The 18,246-nt window shown below is 43.9% G+C and carries 15 protein-coding genes; 4 read left to right on the forward strand and 11 right to left on the reverse strand.

Features of this window, described 5'->3' with window-relative positions; genetic code table 11:
• The first annotated feature begins 34 nt into the window (after window positions 1-34).
• The 4 genes from HS103_07935 to HS103_07950 are packed head-to-tail and all read left to right on the forward strand — an operon-like array spanning window position 35 to window position 3,462.
• Window positions 35-544, forward strand: coding sequence for a hypothetical protein (locus tag HS103_07935; protein ID MBE7512731.1), 510 nt, complete (start codon window positions 35-37; stop codon window positions 542-544).
• Window positions 541-1,872: a hypothetical protein gene (locus tag HS103_07940; GenBank protein MBE7512732.1), complete on the forward strand. Its 1,332-nt coding sequence runs from the start codon at window positions 541-543 to the stop codon at window positions 1,870-1,872. Before HS103_07935 ends, HS103_07940 begins: the two co-directional genes overlap by 4 nt.
• Complete coding sequence (locus HS103_07945; GenBank protein MBE7512733.1) at window positions 1,869-2,606, forward strand: TatD family hydrolase; 738 nt, start codon at window positions 1,869-1,871, stop codon at window positions 2,604-2,606. Before HS103_07940 ends, HS103_07945 begins: the two co-directional genes overlap by 4 nt.
• A gap of 31 nt (window positions 2,607-2,637) precedes the next feature.
• Entirely contained in the window at window positions 2,638-3,462 is an 825-nt protein-coding gene (locus tag HS103_07950) for a hypothetical protein (protein ID MBE7512734.1), read from the forward strand.
• Between the two features lie 200 nt (window positions 3,463-3,662).
• On the opposite strand, the gene HS103_07955 is transcribed toward HS103_07950, so the two are convergent.
• The 11 genes from HS103_07955 to HS103_08005 all read right to left on the reverse strand — a co-directional run bounded on the left by HS103_07955 (window position 3,663) and on the right by HS103_08005 (window position 17,988).
• The gene (locus tag HS103_07955) at window positions 3,663-4,082 is read right to left on the reverse strand and encodes a type II toxin-antitoxin system VapC family toxin (GenBank protein ID MBE7512735.1); all 420 of its coding nucleotides are present in this window, start codon (window positions 4,080-4,082) and stop codon (window positions 3,663-3,665) included.
• Window positions 4,072-4,254, reverse strand: a complete 183-nt coding sequence (locus HS103_07960; GenBank protein ID MBE7512736.1) for a hypothetical protein — start codon at window positions 4,252-4,254, stop codon at window positions 4,072-4,074. The genes HS103_07955 and HS103_07960 overlap by 11 nt, the downstream gene beginning before the upstream one ends.
• 564 nt (window positions 4,255-4,818) lie before the next feature.
• Window positions 4,819-7,128, reverse strand: a complete 2,310-nt coding sequence (locus HS103_07965; protein ID MBE7512737.1) for a hypothetical protein — start codon at window positions 7,126-7,128, stop codon at window positions 4,819-4,821.
• Window positions 7,129-7,204: 76 nt separating this feature from the next.
• Window positions 7,205-7,606: a GNAT family N-acetyltransferase gene (locus HS103_07970; GenBank protein MBE7512738.1), complete on the reverse strand. Its 402-nt coding sequence runs from the start codon at window positions 7,604-7,606 to the stop codon at window positions 7,205-7,207.
• A gap of 62 nt (window positions 7,607-7,668) precedes the next feature.
• Window positions 7,669-8,622: a hypothetical protein gene (locus HS103_07975; GenBank protein MBE7512739.1), complete on the reverse strand. Its 954-nt coding sequence runs from the start codon at window positions 8,620-8,622 to the stop codon at window positions 7,669-7,671.
• 903 nt (window positions 8,623-9,525) lie between these two features.
• On the reverse strand, window positions 9,526-10,026 hold the full coding sequence (locus HS103_07980; protein MBE7512740.1) for a hypothetical protein: 501 nt from the start codon (window positions 10,024-10,026) through the stop codon (window positions 9,526-9,528).
• Window positions 10,027-10,034: 8 nt separating this feature from the next.
• Window positions 10,035-10,484, reverse strand: a complete 450-nt coding sequence (locus tag HS103_07985) for a DUF2958 domain-containing protein (protein MBE7512741.1) — start codon at window positions 10,482-10,484, stop codon at window positions 10,035-10,037.
• Between the two features lie 1,061 nt (window positions 10,485-11,545).
• Entirely contained in the window at window positions 11,546-13,480 is a 1,935-nt protein-coding gene (locus HS103_07990; protein MBE7512742.1) for a hypothetical protein, read from the reverse strand.
• Window positions 13,481-13,711: 231 nt separating this feature from the next.
• Entirely contained in the window at window positions 13,712-15,421 is a 1,710-nt protein-coding gene (locus HS103_07995; GenBank protein ID MBE7512743.1) for a protein kinase family protein, read from the reverse strand.
• A gap of 259 nt (window positions 15,422-15,680) precedes the next feature.
• The gene (locus HS103_08000; protein MBE7512744.1) at window positions 15,681-17,282 is read right to left on the reverse strand and encodes a type IV secretion system DNA-binding domain-containing protein; all 1,602 of its coding nucleotides are present in this window, start codon (window positions 17,280-17,282) and stop codon (window positions 15,681-15,683) included.
• Complete coding sequence (locus HS103_08005) at window positions 17,275-17,988, reverse strand: hypothetical protein (GenBank protein MBE7512745.1); 714 nt, start codon at window positions 17,986-17,988, stop codon at window positions 17,275-17,277. Before HS103_08005 ends, HS103_08000 begins: the two co-directional genes overlap by 8 nt.
• Between the last annotated feature and the right edge of the window lie 258 nt (window positions 17,989-18,246).

Raw genomic sequence — 18,246 nt, forward strand, 5'->3', positions numbered from 1 at the left:
TGGAAGGCAGACAGCCGGAAGTCTCGCCGGATTCATGGCAAATGGCATTCGTAGTGGATTTGCGGAAGCAGCTCGTCAAATTGGACTCGGCAATCTAGTTGGGAGAGATGTTGAGTTCGTACTTGCATCATTTGTTGATTTGATTGCACCTAGTGGAGCAACAGTTGAACAAGCAATAGCACGGGATGCCCTCAATGATACTCTCTGGGAGGTATTTGACAGGTACGGTGTCAATACGGAGGGGATTGGCGCATTGGATAAATTAGGGCGTAATGAACTAACTGAAGTGATTGGGCTGTATATCTCGAATTATGTGAATGAACGTTTACAGCAAGAGCTATTTTATCGCGTAGAGCGCGGCACTATGAATGAGACAGAGGCAAATAATTGTGCCACACAAATAAAGGATTTTGTTTTCGAGGTTGTACGGCTAGATTTTCAAGATATTGACCCTGTAACTTTTGACTGGCAGGGGACAGACGGAAAGAACCTGATTGAGCAAAAATATCAAGAGGCGTATTCGTTGTTAGGAGATGCGGAATGAGTTGGCACATTGTCTGTCTCTTTGGGGACGATAACTATAGTCCTGAATTACGTGGCGGCGACCAAAGTCTTGTACTCCCATTCCAAGAATACCATCACTACTTTACCTATGTTTCATCGCTCATCGAGACATTTGACACATACGGTCTTACGCCAACCGCAGAAGCAATGGAAATCCTGAATGCAGCGATCGGGGCATATATTGCGGACATTCGCGTTCCTAGAGGAGAAACCACTGATGGCTGGACGCGAGATATGGTACTTCATTTCGCTGTTCGTGATCCGCAACAATGGGAACCAGTAGTCCCTGTTTTCCAAGAACTGCTTTCGTTTCTTACAGGGGATTATTGGGCAGTCGTTCTCCGTCAACTGCCTAAAAGCCAGCGCCTCAATAGCACAAAGCCAGTGCAGAAAAAGCCTCAATCGAAGATAGTGAGCTTATTTTCTGGCGGACTTGATTCATTCATTGGAGCGATTGACCAAGTTGAGCGATATGGGAATACAGTGCTTGTTGGTCATCATGGACGTGGGGGTGGTGCAACAAGCGTTTCCCAAAATGATGCTATTCAGGCATTACGCAAATGCTACGACGACAATAAAGCTCCATTTCTTCGATTTTGGATTGTCCCGCCCAAAAATGTGTCAGATAGAACCGAAACAACCACACGAGCGCGGTCAATCATCTTCTTTGGGCTTGGGCTTGCGGTTGCAAGTGCGCTAGGTGAAGCTAAGTTGATTGTGCCAGAAAATGGTTTTATCTCACTGAATATCCCACTCACTCCGTCACGATTGGGAAGTTTCAGTACCCGTACAACTCACCCATATTTGATTGATTTGCTCAGGAAACTTATCGTTGGCTTGGGTATTAGTATTGAAATCGAGTTACCATACCGCTTCATGACTAAGGGTGAAATGCTTCAAGGGTGTCAAAATCGTCCGCTCATCGAAACCGTCTTGTCATCCACCATGTCCTGCTCTCATCCTTCAGCGAACCGTTTTACTACGGCAAAAGACCCTAATATTCATTGTGGGTATTGCGTTCCTTGCCTTGTTCGCAGAGCGGCGATTCAAGCAGGAGGTTTTCCCGATCCAACTTCTTATGCGTTTGAGGACTTAGCCGCTCCGTTATCAACAAACAGAGCCTCAGACCTCAAAGCATTTAGAATAGCCATTGATCGCTATAAATCGCACCCACCTCTGTTAAAAGATGTTTTAGTTTCAGGCACACTTCCCGGCACGGATGATGAACTTAGGTCGTATCTTGGTGTATATCAACGCGGATTAACAGAAGTCGCAACGTTTTTAAGAAGGTATACAGATACACAATGAGCTTAGTTGACACGCACTGCCATATTGATCTCTATCCTGATTATCAACAGGTGGTCAAACGTGTTGAAGCAAAGCAAATATACACGGTTGCTGTCACTACTGCCCCATCTGTATATCGCCAGAGCAATTCACTCACAAAGGATACAAAGTTTTTAAGGACTGCTCTCGGCTTTCATCCTGAGCTTGTTGCCCAACGAGCATATGAGATTGATTTATTTGTTGAGTTAGCTTCAGACACAAAGTACATTGGCGAAATTGGGCTAGATTTTGTAACAACGGATGAAGAAAACCGGAACATACAAAAGAAGGTCTTTGAACAGATAATAAGCCACTGCGCTTCCTTAAAGCGGAAGATTCTGACTATCCATAGTCGTCGGGCGGCAATGGAAGTCGTTGACATGATTGGAGACAATTACCCTAATAGGGTTATTTTACATTGGTATTCTGGAAGTAAAAAAGCATTACAGAAAGGTCTAGGATACGGATTTTATTTTTCGGTTAATTCCGCCATGCTTCTCAGCGAGAATGGATTGAAGATAATCAGAGAAATCCCAAGGGACAAGCTACTGACAGAATCCGATGGCCCATTTGTGAATACGCAAGGACGAGCAGCAGACCCCCTTGATATGCAAAAGGTTGTACAAGGTCTCTCTGAACTCCATCAAATGCCATATCAGGAAATGGAAGACATTATTTTCACCAACTTTCGACAGCTTTTGAAAACTACAGAGTAGCTTAAAGCCTCCATTGAAAGGTCATAAGAAATTGGGTTTCTTAAAAGTCATTCACCGCAAACTGAAAACAGATCAGGGTTTCCGAGAAGCATTGTGTGAGTTACCTATTGGTGAGTTAGGGCAACCTATTCAGACCGCAAAGTACGAGCCGAACGCTATTTCGCTTCTTCAATGGCTACCTGGAATGAAAAATGTGGAGCTTATTCAATCAACTCTTGAGCCGAAAAAACAAAAATTCTCTGTTCGCAAACTTACAGGCGTATGTGCGGGCAAAACACCGGGCAATGTAGATGTTGAGACATTTCTCAACTATGGGCGTGCGCTCAGACCCGCTCACGAATATACATTGGGAAATCGGATTGGCTATGAAACCGAGGAAGACTTCCAAACAAACTGTGAGTATCTACGCAACAGGTTAAGTTGGATCGCTGGAAATGATGATGGCGTTCCAGTCATTTATCATCGCGCGTGGGACAATACCTACTATTTGGTCAATATTGATGGTGGCAATCACTTCGCAGCCGTGTATCGTCAGTGTATTGAGCAGAAACGTGATTTTACATTTGAGTGCCGGATTGAACAGCAATCACTGAACGTTGAAAACTGTAGAAAAGGATTAGATGGGCATGGGCTGCTCATTGTACCAACGCCCATCGTTGAACCTCTTGCCTATCTACTGTCAGAGTTCGGTCTAAAGATTCGTCCATACACTACTGAATTTCAGACAGGAAAAAGTTTGCTTAGTATCGGCTGGAACTACTTCCCGAAAGGCTTGCAGCTATACAGAAGCGTTTGTGAAACGTTGCCTCGCAAAAGCTACTTTAATCTCAGTCGCTACTTGCTCACGCTCCTGTAGAACCGTAGTCAATCCTTCGACAAATCGGTTAACGGGCGAAGCCTTCCCAAGCGAACATCCTCTTGAGATTGTTCAATCATTTCGATCACCTCCTCAGGCAATTGCTCTGTACTGTCTAAGTGTTCCAGTTGCTCATGACGTTTACTCAGATCGTGGTGTAAGTTCCATTTGGAGTTTATGGAGTTGTTCATAAAATATGACTACAAATTTTTCTGGATAACCAATTCAAAGCGCTCGTAGAATTTGTCGAAAGCAAGCAGATTCGATATGCCATAGTGCTTGGCAACTGCCACGTTACTACAGTCCACCATGCTGGTTTTCTTGGTTGTTTGCTCTCGAAAGATGCCATGAGTATTCTGTTCAAGCTCAGTTGTAATTGGCAGTACCGGAATTGCGCCCTCATCAATCATAGTTAGAAATTTAATGGCGGTTTCTTGACTATCTCTAGAGCTAAGGACAGTGGCGGTTTCTGCGACTACCCAATTGGTAGTCGCTACTCGTTGAAATCGTTGGGAAATGCGTTCAAAAAGGCTGACAACTGTAGTGTGGAGGGCATCATTCGGCAGGAATAAGCCAACAAAAGTGTCACTATCTATCAAATAATCAAAGCTACTCGGCACGACTTCCTTTCCAGACACCATCTGCACCGTAGAGCGTTTCATCAATGGTTTGAGAAGCATCAGTAACGTCTGGAGAACCACTCCCCTGCCATTTTCGGAGCGCCGCGTACATCTTCTCTAGGCGTTGTTTCTCTTGTTCTTCAAAATGGCTGTTCAAGTCAGCTTCAATCACGCGAGACATACTCCATCGGCGTTCTCGTGCAATGGTTCTAACTCGTTGAAGGAATCCAGCACTGAAAGACAAGGTTGTTTTCACAGTTTGTTGTTGCATGGTAGATCGTATTACAGCACGGGTAGATAGGGTAGTCAACACACGAATGTGGGTATGGGTACGGCGTGATTCAAAACGTCGCACAATATTTATAAAGCGACATAGAATTTCCTCAAGTAGCACATTTCAGAAAAATCAATAAATCGAGCCTCTTGAGGAAGACGAATATGAGATCGTCCTATAGGGTAACGGTCTCGGTTGTCCTATATTCAGGTTTCGTTTGAACGTGAACTTGAACAATCACTTTGTGGAGATGAAGTAAAAGCGGGACAATAAAAATATCGCCAGTTGAGTGACGAAATATGATGATTAGAAAGCTAATAGACTACCCCATAAAAATGAGACGCTAGGAGCCGATTGACTTTTTCGAGTAGGATAAGATTTATAGATATTCCCTCTTGGGCAAAGCTCTGGAAAATTCTCAGGTTTTATAGTGTCCTGAGTCAGGACGAACTAAGTGAGTTATTACACAGTATCAGAGAACAGTTCTGGTCGAGTTCTCATTGCTTTACTCACTGTGCTTTTTATCCAATAGTTTGAATCCTCTGCGAGCGCAACGAGTGCCTCAACAAATAAATCTGGGCGAGTTGCCATAACCTTTACGGCGGCAAGCTTTGTATCTTGATCTTCACCTTTAGCAAGCATAGTGAGTACGTCTACAAACGGCTCTGGGTTGTGTTCCATCTCACCTATGGCATGTACTCGCACATGACGTCTTTTATCTTTTGTAAACTTAATCAGCTCCTCGACAGTTACTTCTGGTTCTGACTGAAGTAGATCGCCTAACGCTTTTTTGGCAGCGAAACTGAGTTGAGTCTCATATCTATCTCTCACAATCGTTGTAAGCGCATCGACAAATAACTCAGGACGATTTGCCATAACCTCTACAGCAGCAAACTTTACATCGGCATTTTCGTCTTTCGCAAGAGTGGTGAGCGCCTCAACAAATAGCTCTGGTCGTTTCCCCATTGCCTTGATGGCTCTCTTTTTCAGCCACTCATCTTCATCTTTTGCAAGGGCAGTGAGTACCTCGACAAATAACTCAGGACGATTTGCTATAACATCCATGGTATCAACTTTTACACCGGCATTTTCGTCTTTCGCAAGAGTGGTGAGCGTCTCAACAAATAGCTCTGGTCGTTTCCCCGTTGCTCCTACTACAAGTCTACGTATATGAAAGGACTTATCTTTCGCAAGATCATTTAATGCTTCTGTGAACAACTCTAGTCGTTTTTCTATTGCTTGTACCGCAAGTCTACGTACATCAGGGGATTCATCTTTTAGCGCAAAGATAAGCGTATCAGCAAATAAAACTGGTCGTTTTCCCATTGCTTCTACTGCAAGTCTACGTACATCAGGGGATTCATCTTTTGCGAGGAGGTTAAGTTCCTCCTCATAAAACTCTGGCTTTTCAATTACTAAATTGACGACTCTTATTTTAACATCATATTTTTGGCTACGAATCAGCATTGGTAGAATCGCTTGTACTTCTTTTCGTGAAAAGTATTTCTCTTGTAACTCTTCAATACGGGGATCTTGTTGGTAACCAAACCCATCAATCACAGCATCTATTTCATAGAGAAATCGAAAGTCTTTTGGCGAGAGTGGTTCACCTTTCTTGGTTTTCTCTTCAATAGCCGTGAGCTTCCGCATGTCGTTCATTTTTTTGTGGTACTTATCACCCTCTGGTAAATCACCTAACTTCGTGTCCACAATTTCGGTCATCTCTGGTTCAAGGTTTTGTCCTGGTTGAACGCCGCGCACTTCTGTCACGCCAAGATCGGTCACACTAATGGCTGCTCTGGGGATAGTGGCGTTTTGGGTATCGTCATAAGAAAAATAGACATAGAAATCCCCTTGGTCTACGTAAGACTGCGCGGTGGCTCGTCCAACGATACACCAACCTGTGTCATAACCTAGAATGGCTTCTGAGAGCGCCGTACCATCACTGCCTTTGTCATACTTTACCCATTTACCTTCGGTGGTTCGTTCTTTTCCTTCTTGATGCTTTGTAATTTCCGCGAGATGACGAATACTGTCTGCATACAAAGTTCCAAAATCACCCACTTCTACTAACTTTGCTCGCTCTGGGTGAGTGGTTTTGAAGGTTTTCCACAACTCCTGGGATCTTTTCCATTCTCTAGATGCAACTTCTTCTTTTGGTTGTGTACCTAAAGTAGCAGTTTTTCGCAAAAGATCATTGTAAACAAGTGCCAACACTTCGGCATTCAATTCAGGAAATGGTTTGGTGGTAGTTTTCGAACGGTTCTTGAATGTGCCTTGCTCTTTGTTGAATGGTTCATATTTAATGACCATTCTCAAGACATAATATCTGAACCACATGGGGTACTGACCATCATTCTGGGCAAGGTAGTTCACCCACGTTTCGAGGCTTTCTTGCTGGTCTGCTTGAATACGTTCAATTTCTTGCTCTCTCGCTTCATCAGTGAGTTCTTGAGTACCAAGTCCCATCTGTCGTCCAATCTCAATCTGGTTGGCGAAATAAGCGTCAGGTACATCCTCCGGCGCAATCATCATCTTTTCGACGAATTGATGACTAAGCAACGCAATATTGCGTTCTTTTTGTATGGGGTCTTGGGGATCAACTAAACGTTCGAGTCTTTGGAGAAAAGCCTGAATTTTCTTCTCTGGGGCTATCTTCTGACCTTCTTTATAGCCTTCAGTTTCTCGTTTGGTGGCACGCTGGACACTCTCATCCTCACGAGCCATTTGAAGAAAGTGTTTGTTGAGAAACTCTGCGCCTTTTTCTGTCATCTCTGTATCAAATCATACGGATGACAACTGAACAAGTAGAGGCACAGACTGGCGAATATGAGAATTTTTACCGCGTTCAGCGGATTTCTTTAATTATCGTCGCAGTGGATTGTGTGGCGTTGTGCCGAACTGTGAAACCATGCTGTCTGTAAAACTCAAGTAAATATGGCGTTTCTCGAAGATCATCTGATGTCACAAATCCTGAAATCGCCTCAACTTCTAGCTTTTCAGCTTGGGAAATAACATAGCGCAGCATTGCCGAACCTAGTCCGCGCTGTCTGAAGTTCGGTGGTTTCCATGTGAGAAATGGTAAAAGCCTTGACCACAATGGACGATGACCTACCTTATCAAAAATCACAAGATCAGCGAGCGTCATCACATTGTTCTCTTCAATCACCCAATTAATGCGCCCCACACAAATCTTCTCAAAGGAAATATATGCGCTGAAGACAATCTCTCCTTCAGAAACGATATTCACGACATACACATTACCCTGCTTATCTTCTATCTGTGGACGAATTATCGGATTTTGCAACCGTGCTATCTCCGTTGTGCTTTACGAAATTCCTCTGCCAACATCATTTTGATCTGAGCAATTTCTTGGCGAAACTTTGTAAGTGGAATACTGAAAAGCTCTGCGACATCTTTGCGTTTTGCAGAGGTAGTCACGATATACAAGGCTAAGAGAAGTCGTTGATTATTCATCACACGCTCGGCTATTCGTGTCACACACTCAAGGTTCTCTCCCCGTTTAATGTTATCTGTCCAAAACTCATCGGAGAAGCCCTTGCCTTCATCTTTTTCAAGAATTTCCCGCATCTCATTTTTTACTTCATTTCGGGCTTCGATAAGCTGATTCTTATGGGCTTTAGCGACTGGCAATACGTCTTTCATCTTGACTGATGTGGTCAGAGAATACAGAGCGAATAGTTTTTGAGGATCACCATCATATCTCTGCGCCAGAGCATTCATTAACAGCGCAAAGTCAATCTGTTCATCAACACGAGTTGCAAAACCTGCCCATCGCTCTGGGCGATTGCCACTGTAGTGATAAGCACCATCGAGAGGAATATTTCTTGCCTTGTGCTTCCATAATGCCCTTCGACTCCCTGAAAACGCAATCCATATACCAACCCAAGCTGCTCGTTTATCGCAGAGCAGCATTGGTTGTTCTTTGAGAGCTTTCCAGAGGTTGAGTGACCCAAGCTGGAAACAGTCTTCAGCATCTTGATCGGTATATCCAAGTGAACGCATTTTGGCATACGCGACATTCTGAACGTTTTTATCAGTCAAGATTTCTTCGAGGGTTGCGCCTCCTCTCCATTGAGTGGAGTATTGAGGCTCAGGTTCAATTTCAGGTATTGGCTCTTGGGTGACGTGTGTGGGGAGTTCTTTTACAGGAGTGCTATCACTGGTTTTTATATCTGGGAAAACGATACGCTCAGAAGGAAAGACAGAATGATATGGACGAACTTCAAATTCTTGTCGTAGCACTCACCTCCGGCAAAAGATCAAAAGAAGAAGATTACACTACCATGCTGAAAATGAGGTGTCTAGCGTCGTTAATACATTTGCGGGCAATAGTGATAGCCAACCAGTTCATTAGAAAGACTTGATGTGAAACAAGGGAAATTTTTAGTTTAAAAAGGCAAAGCCCCCTTGTTTGTGGCAAGGGGGTGAAAAGCACTAACTTTGCGGTGTCGGATGGCGCAGCATAAGCGCACACCCACTCCGCATTCTATCTATGTCGACACTCTGGGAACGTACCCAGAGGTAACGCCCTTCGTACATCACCTCCAAATACCCCCCAACACTTGCCATGATAAATATTTCCTGATTTTCATTCAGGTACGTATAAACACCTGAATCGTTTGAAAACCCATTAAACAGAGGGGCATCATTTATCAGCCGTGCTGAGCAGCTATATGGAGGCGTGGTGTGAGCTGAACCAAGAATAAAGCCAACAAATAACCCGAGTACCCAACCAAGCACCCACCAAGTATTGAAACCTCGCATTTTGTTCACCATTTCTCTCGGTAGCCACCCATATGGTAGCTTTCCAAACCGGAGAAGCCCTTGTAAGGCAAAGAAAACACCGGAGAGATATCCTCTTTGCCTTACAAGATAAGGTTGTTTAATAGTGCTTTTTAAGGGGCGTTGAGAGACGTGTTTCAATCGCTATGACAGAAAAATGTCATCACAACTATATATTAGTATATAACTTACAGCCTATAATGTCAACTTTGTGGATGTACTAGCATGTTACCAAAGGGAAGTATTGTGGAGAAAAGATATTTAGACGTTCGAGTAATTGAATCTCACAGTGAAAATGTCCTATAATTTCCGGGTCGCCGCTAGGTATACTATCTATTTCAAGTCCAAATATATTTAGTGAATTTACTCACCCCCACCAAGTAATGACCATCCCAAACTATCAAGGTCATCAAGTTCTGACAATGCTCCATCTTCATCAGTCAGGTCAGCCAGTAGCTCGTAGAGTTTGGCACGCGGCGACTGTCCAGATGGAGTCGAATTTGCTCGAACAAAGTCTTCTCGCTCTGTAATCTGTTGGCGGACTTCCGCTTTCGCAAGGGCTGGAAGTGTTTCTGCCTTTCGCTGACTTTCAAACCATTGCCAACTATCAACGATCAAGCGTTCTCGGTGTTCGTGATACCCAAGTCCCCAAAATGTGTACAGCTTCTTGGGCTGCTCGGCGCGGCAACTGATGGTCACAAACAAATATTCGCCAAAACTGTTGCTGTCTTCCTTGATTTCATGAATATCTACATCTGGTTGCATTACAATGGCGAGAAATCGGTTGTGAGTTACGTGGTCGTAGAGCTTTTCTCGCTCGGTAAAACTGAAACACGGATTTGGCTGACGTTCGTTTGCTGACATAACTGAAATTAGTCGTTATTCGCTCCCCGCCGTTCTTTGCGATGCTTATCTTGAAGGTCTTTCAGGGAAATTGGAGTAAAGTGTCGATCACGTTCTACTGGAAGTTGCAATCCCCCACCAACACCTTCTAGCTCGGAGAGTGAGAAATAACCGAGTTCAAGTTCGTATCCGTCAACTAACCCGAAGAAAATCACATCTTCAATGCTAGGATCGTTCTGATCTACTTCGGTCAGAGTTTTATACGTTCCGTCTTTCATCACTGCACTTGCTTCACTGGCGTACCATGTCCAGTTACTACTTGGAGTGAAAAACTTCACCTGAGCAAGGGCATTCAAGCCAATAGCCTCGTTCGTGTAGAGTTTTGGCAGCAGTTCTCTACTCTTCTGGTCAAGAAGAGGTTCTGGTCGCTGCGCGGGTGTTTCGGTGTGATCCCGTTTGATTTGTATGATGTTTTCCATCCGGCGGTCTTGGTTATTGTAGGTAATCAGATAGTGTTCGCCATCATCATGACCAATAACTTCAAGCCCGTTCTCTCCTCGTTTACGGGCAAGATAGCCGACTGCTTCGGCAATATCATTTGCTCGATCCCATGCTTCGTCGCGTGTTGAGAAGTACGGTAAGTCCATCTCACCGTAGATGTGAATGATGCCACCACTTTGCGGATCGCTTGTTTCCCAGATGTCAAACGTCTCCCCAGACGGAAATTCGACCTGTGGCATCTTCTGGTTTTTCAACCATTCGGGATTAAAAAACGGAACTGTTGCACCGCTATACTTGAGTGCCAAAATACGAGCAAGGATGTCCCCGTCAAGGAAATGCAATCCATGAATGAGGAGATTGTCTAAGCGAGTATGGGACTGTTTTTCGATCCATGACATATACGCTTTCAGAGTAGTCAATGTGATGTGCCTGCTGCGCCCAAGTACACAACATCTAATCGCCATTCATCCGTGAGCGAAGGACGAATCATATAGTGTTCACTGATATTCACGCCAACAAGCTCAAATTCGTTCTTCCCTATTTGCCAAACATGTGTAACTGGTTTCTCAAGGGGCGTATATGTTGAAAATGGGGTAAAAATAGGGAGGTATTTCTTCATGCCTATAGCTGCACCATAACAGATGGCGATAGGCAAGTAAAGTAGCGAATAGTCGATCAAAATTCAGGATGGAAAGATGAGTGCTATACGCTTGTTAGAAGCGAATTTGCCAATAACTGTTTTACGACCCTATCTTATCAGTGGCTTCGTTTTCTGCTGACGCGCTTGCGCCCTATCTCACTGAAAACGAGCAGTTCATTATAACCATACTGCGCGGCGCGTTACCAGAAAACCATGACGGCATTTCTTTGCACGAACTCTGCCTGCACCTGACAGAAATTCTCCGAAAATCATTTCCTGATGAGCTTCCTCTAGAGCATCCTGTTGCCAAGCGTCTTAAAGTCCTTGCGAGTCAAGCAATCGTCACAAAATACTCATCGCGGACAATAAAATTATCACCAGTTGAAAGATTAATTTGATCTATTTATTAGGAATTTTATTCTGCAATATTGCCTGTGCGGCATCACAACAGATTTCCCGATAAGTTTTATCTTTTGCGATTGTGGTGAGTGCATCGACAAACAACTCTGGTCGATGTCCCATTGCTTGTATGACATCTAGCCCCAAACCATAGTTGAAGTAATCGTAGTCTTTTGCAATCGAGGTGAGTGCATCGACAAACAACTCTGGTCGATGTCCCATTGCTTGTATGGCAGCACGACAGATTTCCGGATAAGTTTTATCTTTTGCAATTGTAGTGAAGACATCGACAAACAACTCTGGTCGATTTCTCATTGTTCTTATAGCTTTCGTTCTCACATTTCCATTTTTTAATACAACGTCAACACTGTCATATCCTGTTAGGGCGAGCATGTGAGTGAACATTGTATTATTCATAACCTGACCTTTTGCAATCGAGGTGAGTGCATCGACAAACAACTCTGGTCGATGTCCCATTGCTTGTACAACTTGTTCTCTTACCCAAGGGTTATTGTCCTCTGCTAAGAGGTGGAGCTCCTCTGCATATAACTCTGGATTCTCAGACACTACGTTAGCTGCTCTCTCTCTTATATTTTGTCTTTTGCTACGAATCAGCTTTGGCAAAATTTCTTGTACTTCTACTCGCGTAAAGCATTGTTCTTGCAGTTCTGCGATTCGAGGGTCATCTTCATAACCAAATCCCTCTATCCCGCCATTCACTTCATAGAGAAAAAGCAAATCTTTCTGTGAAAGCGATTCACCCTTCTTGACTTTCTTCTCTATAGCCGTCAATTTTCGCATATCTTCCATTTTTTTGAAGTATTTGTCACCACCTTTTTCTCTCAACTCATCACTGTGAAGCATCTTACTCACTTCGCCAAGCATTTCTGGTTCAAGATTTTGGTCTTGGGCAACACCCCGTACTTCTGTCACGCCAAGATGGGTCACGCTAATGGCAGCTCTAGGGATAGTGGCGTGTTTCTCCTTGTCGTAGGAGAAGTAGACGTAGAAATCCCCTTGGTCTACGTAAGACTGCGCGGTGGCTCGTCCAACGATACACCAACCTGTGTCATAACCTAGAATGGCTTCTGAGAGCGCCGTGCCGCCGCTGCCTTTGTCGTACTTCACCCATTTACCTTCGGTGGTTCGTTCTTTTCCTTCTTGATGCTTTGTAATTTCCGCGAGATGACGAATACTGTCTGCATACAAAGTTCCAAAATCACCCACTTCTACTAACTTTGCTCGCTCTGGGTGAGTGGTTTTGAAGGTTTTCCACAACTCCTGGGATCTTTTCCATTCTCTAGATGCAACTTCTTCTTTTGGTTGTGTACCTAAAGTAGCAGTTTTTCGCAAAAGATCATTGTAAACAAGTGCCAACACTTCGGCATTCAATTCAGGAAATGGTTTGGTGGTAGTTTTCGAACGGTTCTTGAATGTGCCTTGCTCTTTGTTGAATGGTTCATATTTAATGACCATTCTCAAGACATAATATCTGAACCACATGGGATAGTTGCCATCATTTTGGGCGAGGTAGTCTACCCATTTTTCAAGACTTTCTTGCTGGTTTGCCCGAATGCGATCAATTTCTTGATCTCTAGCTTCATCAGTGAGTTCTTTCCTTATCCCCAGTTGTTCAGCGGTAGCCCTGACCTGGTTGGCGAAATACGCCTCTGGGACATCCTCTGGAGCAGTGATTACCTTTTCGACGAATTGGTGACTGAGCAACGCAATATTGCGTTCTTTTTGAATGGGGTCTTGGGGATCAACGAGTTTTTCAAGCCTTTGGAGAAAGGCTTGGATTTTCTTCTCTGGGGCTATCTTTTGCCCTTCTTTATAGCCATCAATCTCTCTCTTGGTGGCACGCTGGACACTCTTATCCTCACGAGCCATCTGTAGGAAATGTTTGTTGAGGAATGCTGCACCTTTTTCTGTCATCTCTGTATCAAATCATACGGGTGACAACTGGGCAAGGAGAGACGCAAACTGGCGAATATGAGACTGGCTGTAAGACAGTCTCGCAGAAACTTTATGACGCAACTAGACGAAACTGCACTATTGTGATTGATTGAATCGTTCAGTCGGGTTAGTCGGGCAAGAAGTGTGGAGAAGAATTCAAGCGTTTTTCCACGAGAATATGGCAAGTTTAAATCTACGGGAACGGAAATCTTACTCTCTCATTAAGTCAAGTAATTGATTTTTGACCAATTTTACTCGGGGAATATAACTTGCATCTTGTTCAGGTAACTGTTCTTCATCAAGGATTTTATGAATATTATCAATAAGTTCTAGAGTGGTCTCTACTCCTTCTTCTCTTAGGCTAGAAACCGCCAATGAAAAAAATTTCTTCAATTCATCCCACTGTGCTTTGCTTCTGTTATCACTAAGATTTTTCTGCAAGTTGTCAAAGCTTTTTTCATTAACTCCCACTAACTTAAGAACTGTCAAAACCATATGAGAACCGAATGTTACTTGGTTAAGCGTTCCGTTCAAAAGGTACACTACTGCCGCCTTTTTACGCTCTGAAAGAGCTAATTTAATCGATACTTCCTGCTTTTTCTCATTATATTTTGTGTTGGTGTTTTCTGTAAAACTCTTAACTTCTTTAGGTAGAGCTTCTAAAATTTGCTGAACAGCCTGATATGGGTCTTCTATTTTTTGTTGTATTGCTTGAATAACGATGTCTACAAACTGATCCGAAAATCCTTTTTGAGCTAATAGTTCTCTCATTTGCGTCTCATCCTGTGAGTGAACCTCAAAGGTTCGTGCAACAAACTCACCAACGGACTTGGTTATTCTTCGTACACTGTCTTCTAACTGTGTTGTTTGTTCGGGTGGGAGATCAAGTTTGATTGGTGGATGAAGTGCTGTGTTCTGTTTTTTGAATTGGTCTAGGTGATTAAATAAATGTTGTGGGTTTTTGGATAAAGAATCTACTAATTCTTCTATAGCTTGTGCTTCTCTGTCCAACTCATCCACTTTTTTCTTCAAAGCAATAAGTTGCTCACTCCTCTCTGAATTATTAAATCTCAGAACGACACGGTAAAGTTCAGGTGACATTTCACTAGTTTGGTTCGGTGTCCCATCAATTTGGGTGAGAAGCTCAGATTTTAATGAGTTGTCATTTATTAGCTCAATGGTTCGTCTATTTTGACTATTTCTTTTTTCGTCTTGGCTAAGAGAAGAAAATATATCTTTAATACCTTGCTTATTTCTTTTGTATTGTTCTTGCTTTTCCTCAAGTGTTTGTCGCTGCCGTTGTAAGTTGTCTTGTTTGCCACGCAATCTCTTCGCTAAACTACTCTTAAGTTCATCAATATCAAAAGCGCCGCCCACATCAAATATTTTTGCATCTACCCCTTGCTCACTCTGGCTCACCAAAACATTCAAGTCATAGCCAAAATCAACCAAAAAGATGCCTTTCTTCATTGCTTCTTGAATAGTCATTAATATCTGCTGAACAACACCTATCTCCTGTGTTCGCTTTTCTACAGAATCAGGCGTGTTTGCAAAGTAATCATTAGGACTTGAACCGTCTAAAAATTCGACCACAAGAAGCGGAACATTTTCCGGTTGATATTTTAGATCTACCACACCAGAAATTCCTTTTAGTTTTCTGAGGATCTTCCCTTCTTGATTGATACCTTCTCTCACTGATGTATCTCTTGAAACCGGAACTTTAAGAGCTGCTTTTTCGCCATCAGGTCTTTCAATCTTATAGACCGCACCAACAGTTCCCTTGCCAACTCGTTCTAGTTCTTTTGGGGTTTCCAACTTCTCATCTGCAATTAAGTCAGATACTTCAGAAAAATTCAGATGCTTCATAAGAGTATCTTTTAAGGATAGCATTATTGCTGCATTTTTTTCAAAATCGTTCATTAAACTCCTATCTTTAATTTCTTCAGCGCTAGTAAATTTTCCAATATCCTTGTATCAAATCAAGCTTTACACCCTCAACTTCCCGATTTACTACGCGCTGGACACTCTTATCCTCACGAGCCATCTGAAGGAAATGCTCGCTGAGGAATGCTGCTCCTTTTTCTGTCATTTCTGTATCAGATCATAACATCCTATCGGTGCAAGTAGGGATGCAGACCGGCGAATATGAGACTGTCTGTAAGACGGTCTCGCAGAAACTTTATGCTGCAACCTGACGGAATTGCACTATCGTTCCTACACCAGAGCGAATGACGTAGGCTCGTCCGGGTGGAAATCGTCTCACTGCATTCAGATTTACTTTGCGCTGCTCCTCAAGACGAATTGACCCTAGCCCGGTCAGGTCAATCTCATCCATTTGATACGTCAGATGGGGCGCGGTAAATGTACCTGCCAGTTCACCGATCACTTCTGGGGTATCCGTTTTCATCAAAATTTTAGTCTGCACACTGCTTAGGATACGCTCTCTGATATGACGTTCCCGAACTGTTGAGAGGTCTTGGGTAGCAAGTAGGATGCCAAGATTGGCACTTCGAGCCAATTCAATCAGCGCAATAATGGATTGGTTCTCAAACTGACCAAATTCATCTATCACAAGGAGTGCAGGGCGCTGTTGGCGTTTCCCAACCCAGTCTTTGAAATCTTCGATCAGAAAATTTAAGAAACGTCGTGAGGTATCTCCCATCGCTGCTGTCCGAAGTGAAAAGACTGCGCCAGAGACACCATCTAGGCTAAATCCTTCCGGCGAAAGATACTCCTCAAAATCCCAGATCAAACTATCTGCGCGTAAGCGAAAACCATCAAAGTAGGGTTCATATCGCTCAATGGCACGCAGTTTTCTCGGATCGTGGCGATAACAATAGCGAAGCCATGAAAGCGACAACCGTTCATCCAGTTCCGAGAGAGAACGTGGTGTTCCCTCTGGGGAAAAGCACACCAGATTTAGTAGCGCCCGATTAATGTTCGCATAAAACTCCCCGTCGCCTATTTGCTGCTCGACATTAAACATCGCGGTTAAACGCTGCTTGATTGCCTCTGGTGTCCCAACAAACCCGTTATAGGGATCGCCTCGGTCTTGCGTCCCCATTTGAAAGACAGGAATAGTGGTCTGGCGGTGATCGTAAAAGAGGCGCTGCGCTCCGTAAGCGAAATCACGCTCCCCTTTTCCGTCCACAATAAATACATCTCGCTGTGTCTTGGCTAAAACTTGGGCAATCAAGTGTTTAATGGCTTCGGATTTACCGCTTCCGGGCGCTCCTATCAAAAGAAGGTGTTGATTAAGAAATTGTTCATCTGCCCAAAGATAGTCTTCTTGAAGCTGGAATGCGTCCATGTTTAACGCTCGTGCGTCTTTTTCAATGACTAATCCGATTTCAATCCCATACTCGCGGGTTGGCTCAAGTGAGAGGCGGGATTCAACATCACGTTCTTTGCGGCGTTCATACCGCGCTTCTTGGACATGAAGTGTATGATCCCAGGACGGTAAATTCAAATACCACTCGTGAAGGATGAGCAACACTTGAACAACGATTTTGGAAAGACCTCCGAGTGGAATGGCATAAATGAGCCAATATCGTAGGGTGTTATCATAGGCATGGGTGAAAAACAACATCATCGCCCAAAGAACACTGAACCCTGAAAGCGCATACAACCAGGGCTTTGGGATGTCTTTGCGCTTGTATACCAATAGGATGCCAACAAGACCTCCAACACCGAAAAAAACAGCGTACACGACGCTGACACACGCATAGATAAGAAGTCTCTCGCCCGTGCGACGGCGCGAAATTAGATGTTCATCAGGCATAAAGCTGCGGCATGGGCAGACAGAGAATTTTTTCTGTCAGATGCTCGCGCTGCGGGGCTGGAAGCTCCCACAAAATAGCGTGAACGGTTCGCTCTATCGCATGTTGAATAGCAGGCGTTTCGCAATAGTAGCGTACTTGTGTGTAAAGCTCGGTATACAGATAGCCTTGAAGTATGCTCCTGAGCTTGCTCGGACGTTTGTATGCCTTTTCGATCTCAATGGCAATACGTTCATTTCCTGTATGAATGACTGCATCTGGACGATGGATTTTCGGTGCATGGGGATGTTCTTTTGCGTCAAGTTTCTCTTGCTGCATTAAGGATCGCTCTGAGACCCACGACATTACTTGGCGATTCTTCCATGCCTCTTTCTCAAGAAAAAGACGCACCATATTTACACTGTCATGGTGGGTGAGGTGTGCTACATCCGATGTTCCAGGTGTACGTGGTGCAAATGGTAAGCCCGTTGCCCGAATACCCTGCGCTGCCAAGAACACATGGTTTCCTCGCCGAAGTTGGTGCGAGGTCTGGGCAAGCCCATCACGCTTCCAGCGATGTACCGCGTCTCTCACAAAATATTCGCCAATGGGTTGGAGATTGTGCTTTTCCGCATCAAAACGGAACAGGTAGTCGAGTTCTCTTGAATTTACAATGAACTGCTCCCCTATCCACATCAATATCCGTATATCCCTCTCAGTAATCTGCATATCTGTACTTTGTTTTCACACATCTACACGCATGTAGTGTGTTTTTAGCCGCGTAGCGGCTTGTACACCCATCTGATCTTCCAGACCACAGCACCACGAGGAACGATGCGGGGGTGTGGTCTGGAAGCACGCGACAGAGTGAAGATGGGTGTAACTCGGCTTCGCTTGGTCGCTTTTTAAACAAGGTCTCCACTTAATCACATACCCTATGCTGAGTGCAAGTAGATGTGACAAATCATCCCTTTCCCTGCCCTCCGG

Source organism: Anaerolineales bacterium (assembly GCA_015075625.1).
Lineage (GTDB): Bacteria > Chloroflexota > Anaerolineae > Aggregatilineales > UBA2796 > UBA2796.

Coding starts and splice junctions, on each gene's coding strand:
- HS103_07990 (MBE7512742.1), bottom strand. CDS start 13,480: ATGACAGAAAAAGGTGCAGCATTCCTCAACAAACATTTCCTACAGATG.
- HS103_07980 (MBE7512740.1), bottom strand. CDS start 10,026: ATGTCAGCAAACGAACGTCAGCCAAATCCGTGTTTCAGTTTTACCGAG.
- HS103_08000 (MBE7512744.1), bottom strand. CDS start 17,282: ATGCCTGATGAACATCTAATTTCGCGCCGTCGCACGGGCGAGAGACTT.
- HS103_07935 (MBE7512731.1), top strand. CDS start 35: ATGGCAAATGGCATTCGTAGTGGATTTGCGGAAGCAGCTCGTCAAATT.
- HS103_07995 (MBE7512743.1), bottom strand. CDS start 15,421: ATGAACGATTTTGAAAAAAATGCAGCAATAATGCTATCCTTAAAAGAT.
- HS103_07940 (MBE7512732.1), top strand. CDS start 541: ATGAGTTGGCACATTGTCTGTCTCTTTGGGGACGATAACTATAGTCCT.
- HS103_07945 (MBE7512733.1), top strand. CDS start 1,869: ATGAGCTTAGTTGACACGCACTGCCATATTGATCTCTATCCTGATTAT.
- HS103_07985 (MBE7512741.1), bottom strand. CDS start 10,484: ATGGAAAACATCATACAAATCAAACGGGATCACACCGAAACACCCGCG.
- HS103_07965 (MBE7512737.1), bottom strand. CDS start 7,128: ATGACAGAAAAAGGCGCAGAGTTTCTCAACAAACACTTTCTTCAAATG.
- HS103_08005 (MBE7512745.1), bottom strand. CDS start 17,988: ATGCAGATTACTGAGAGGGATATACGGATATTGATGTGGATAGGGGAG.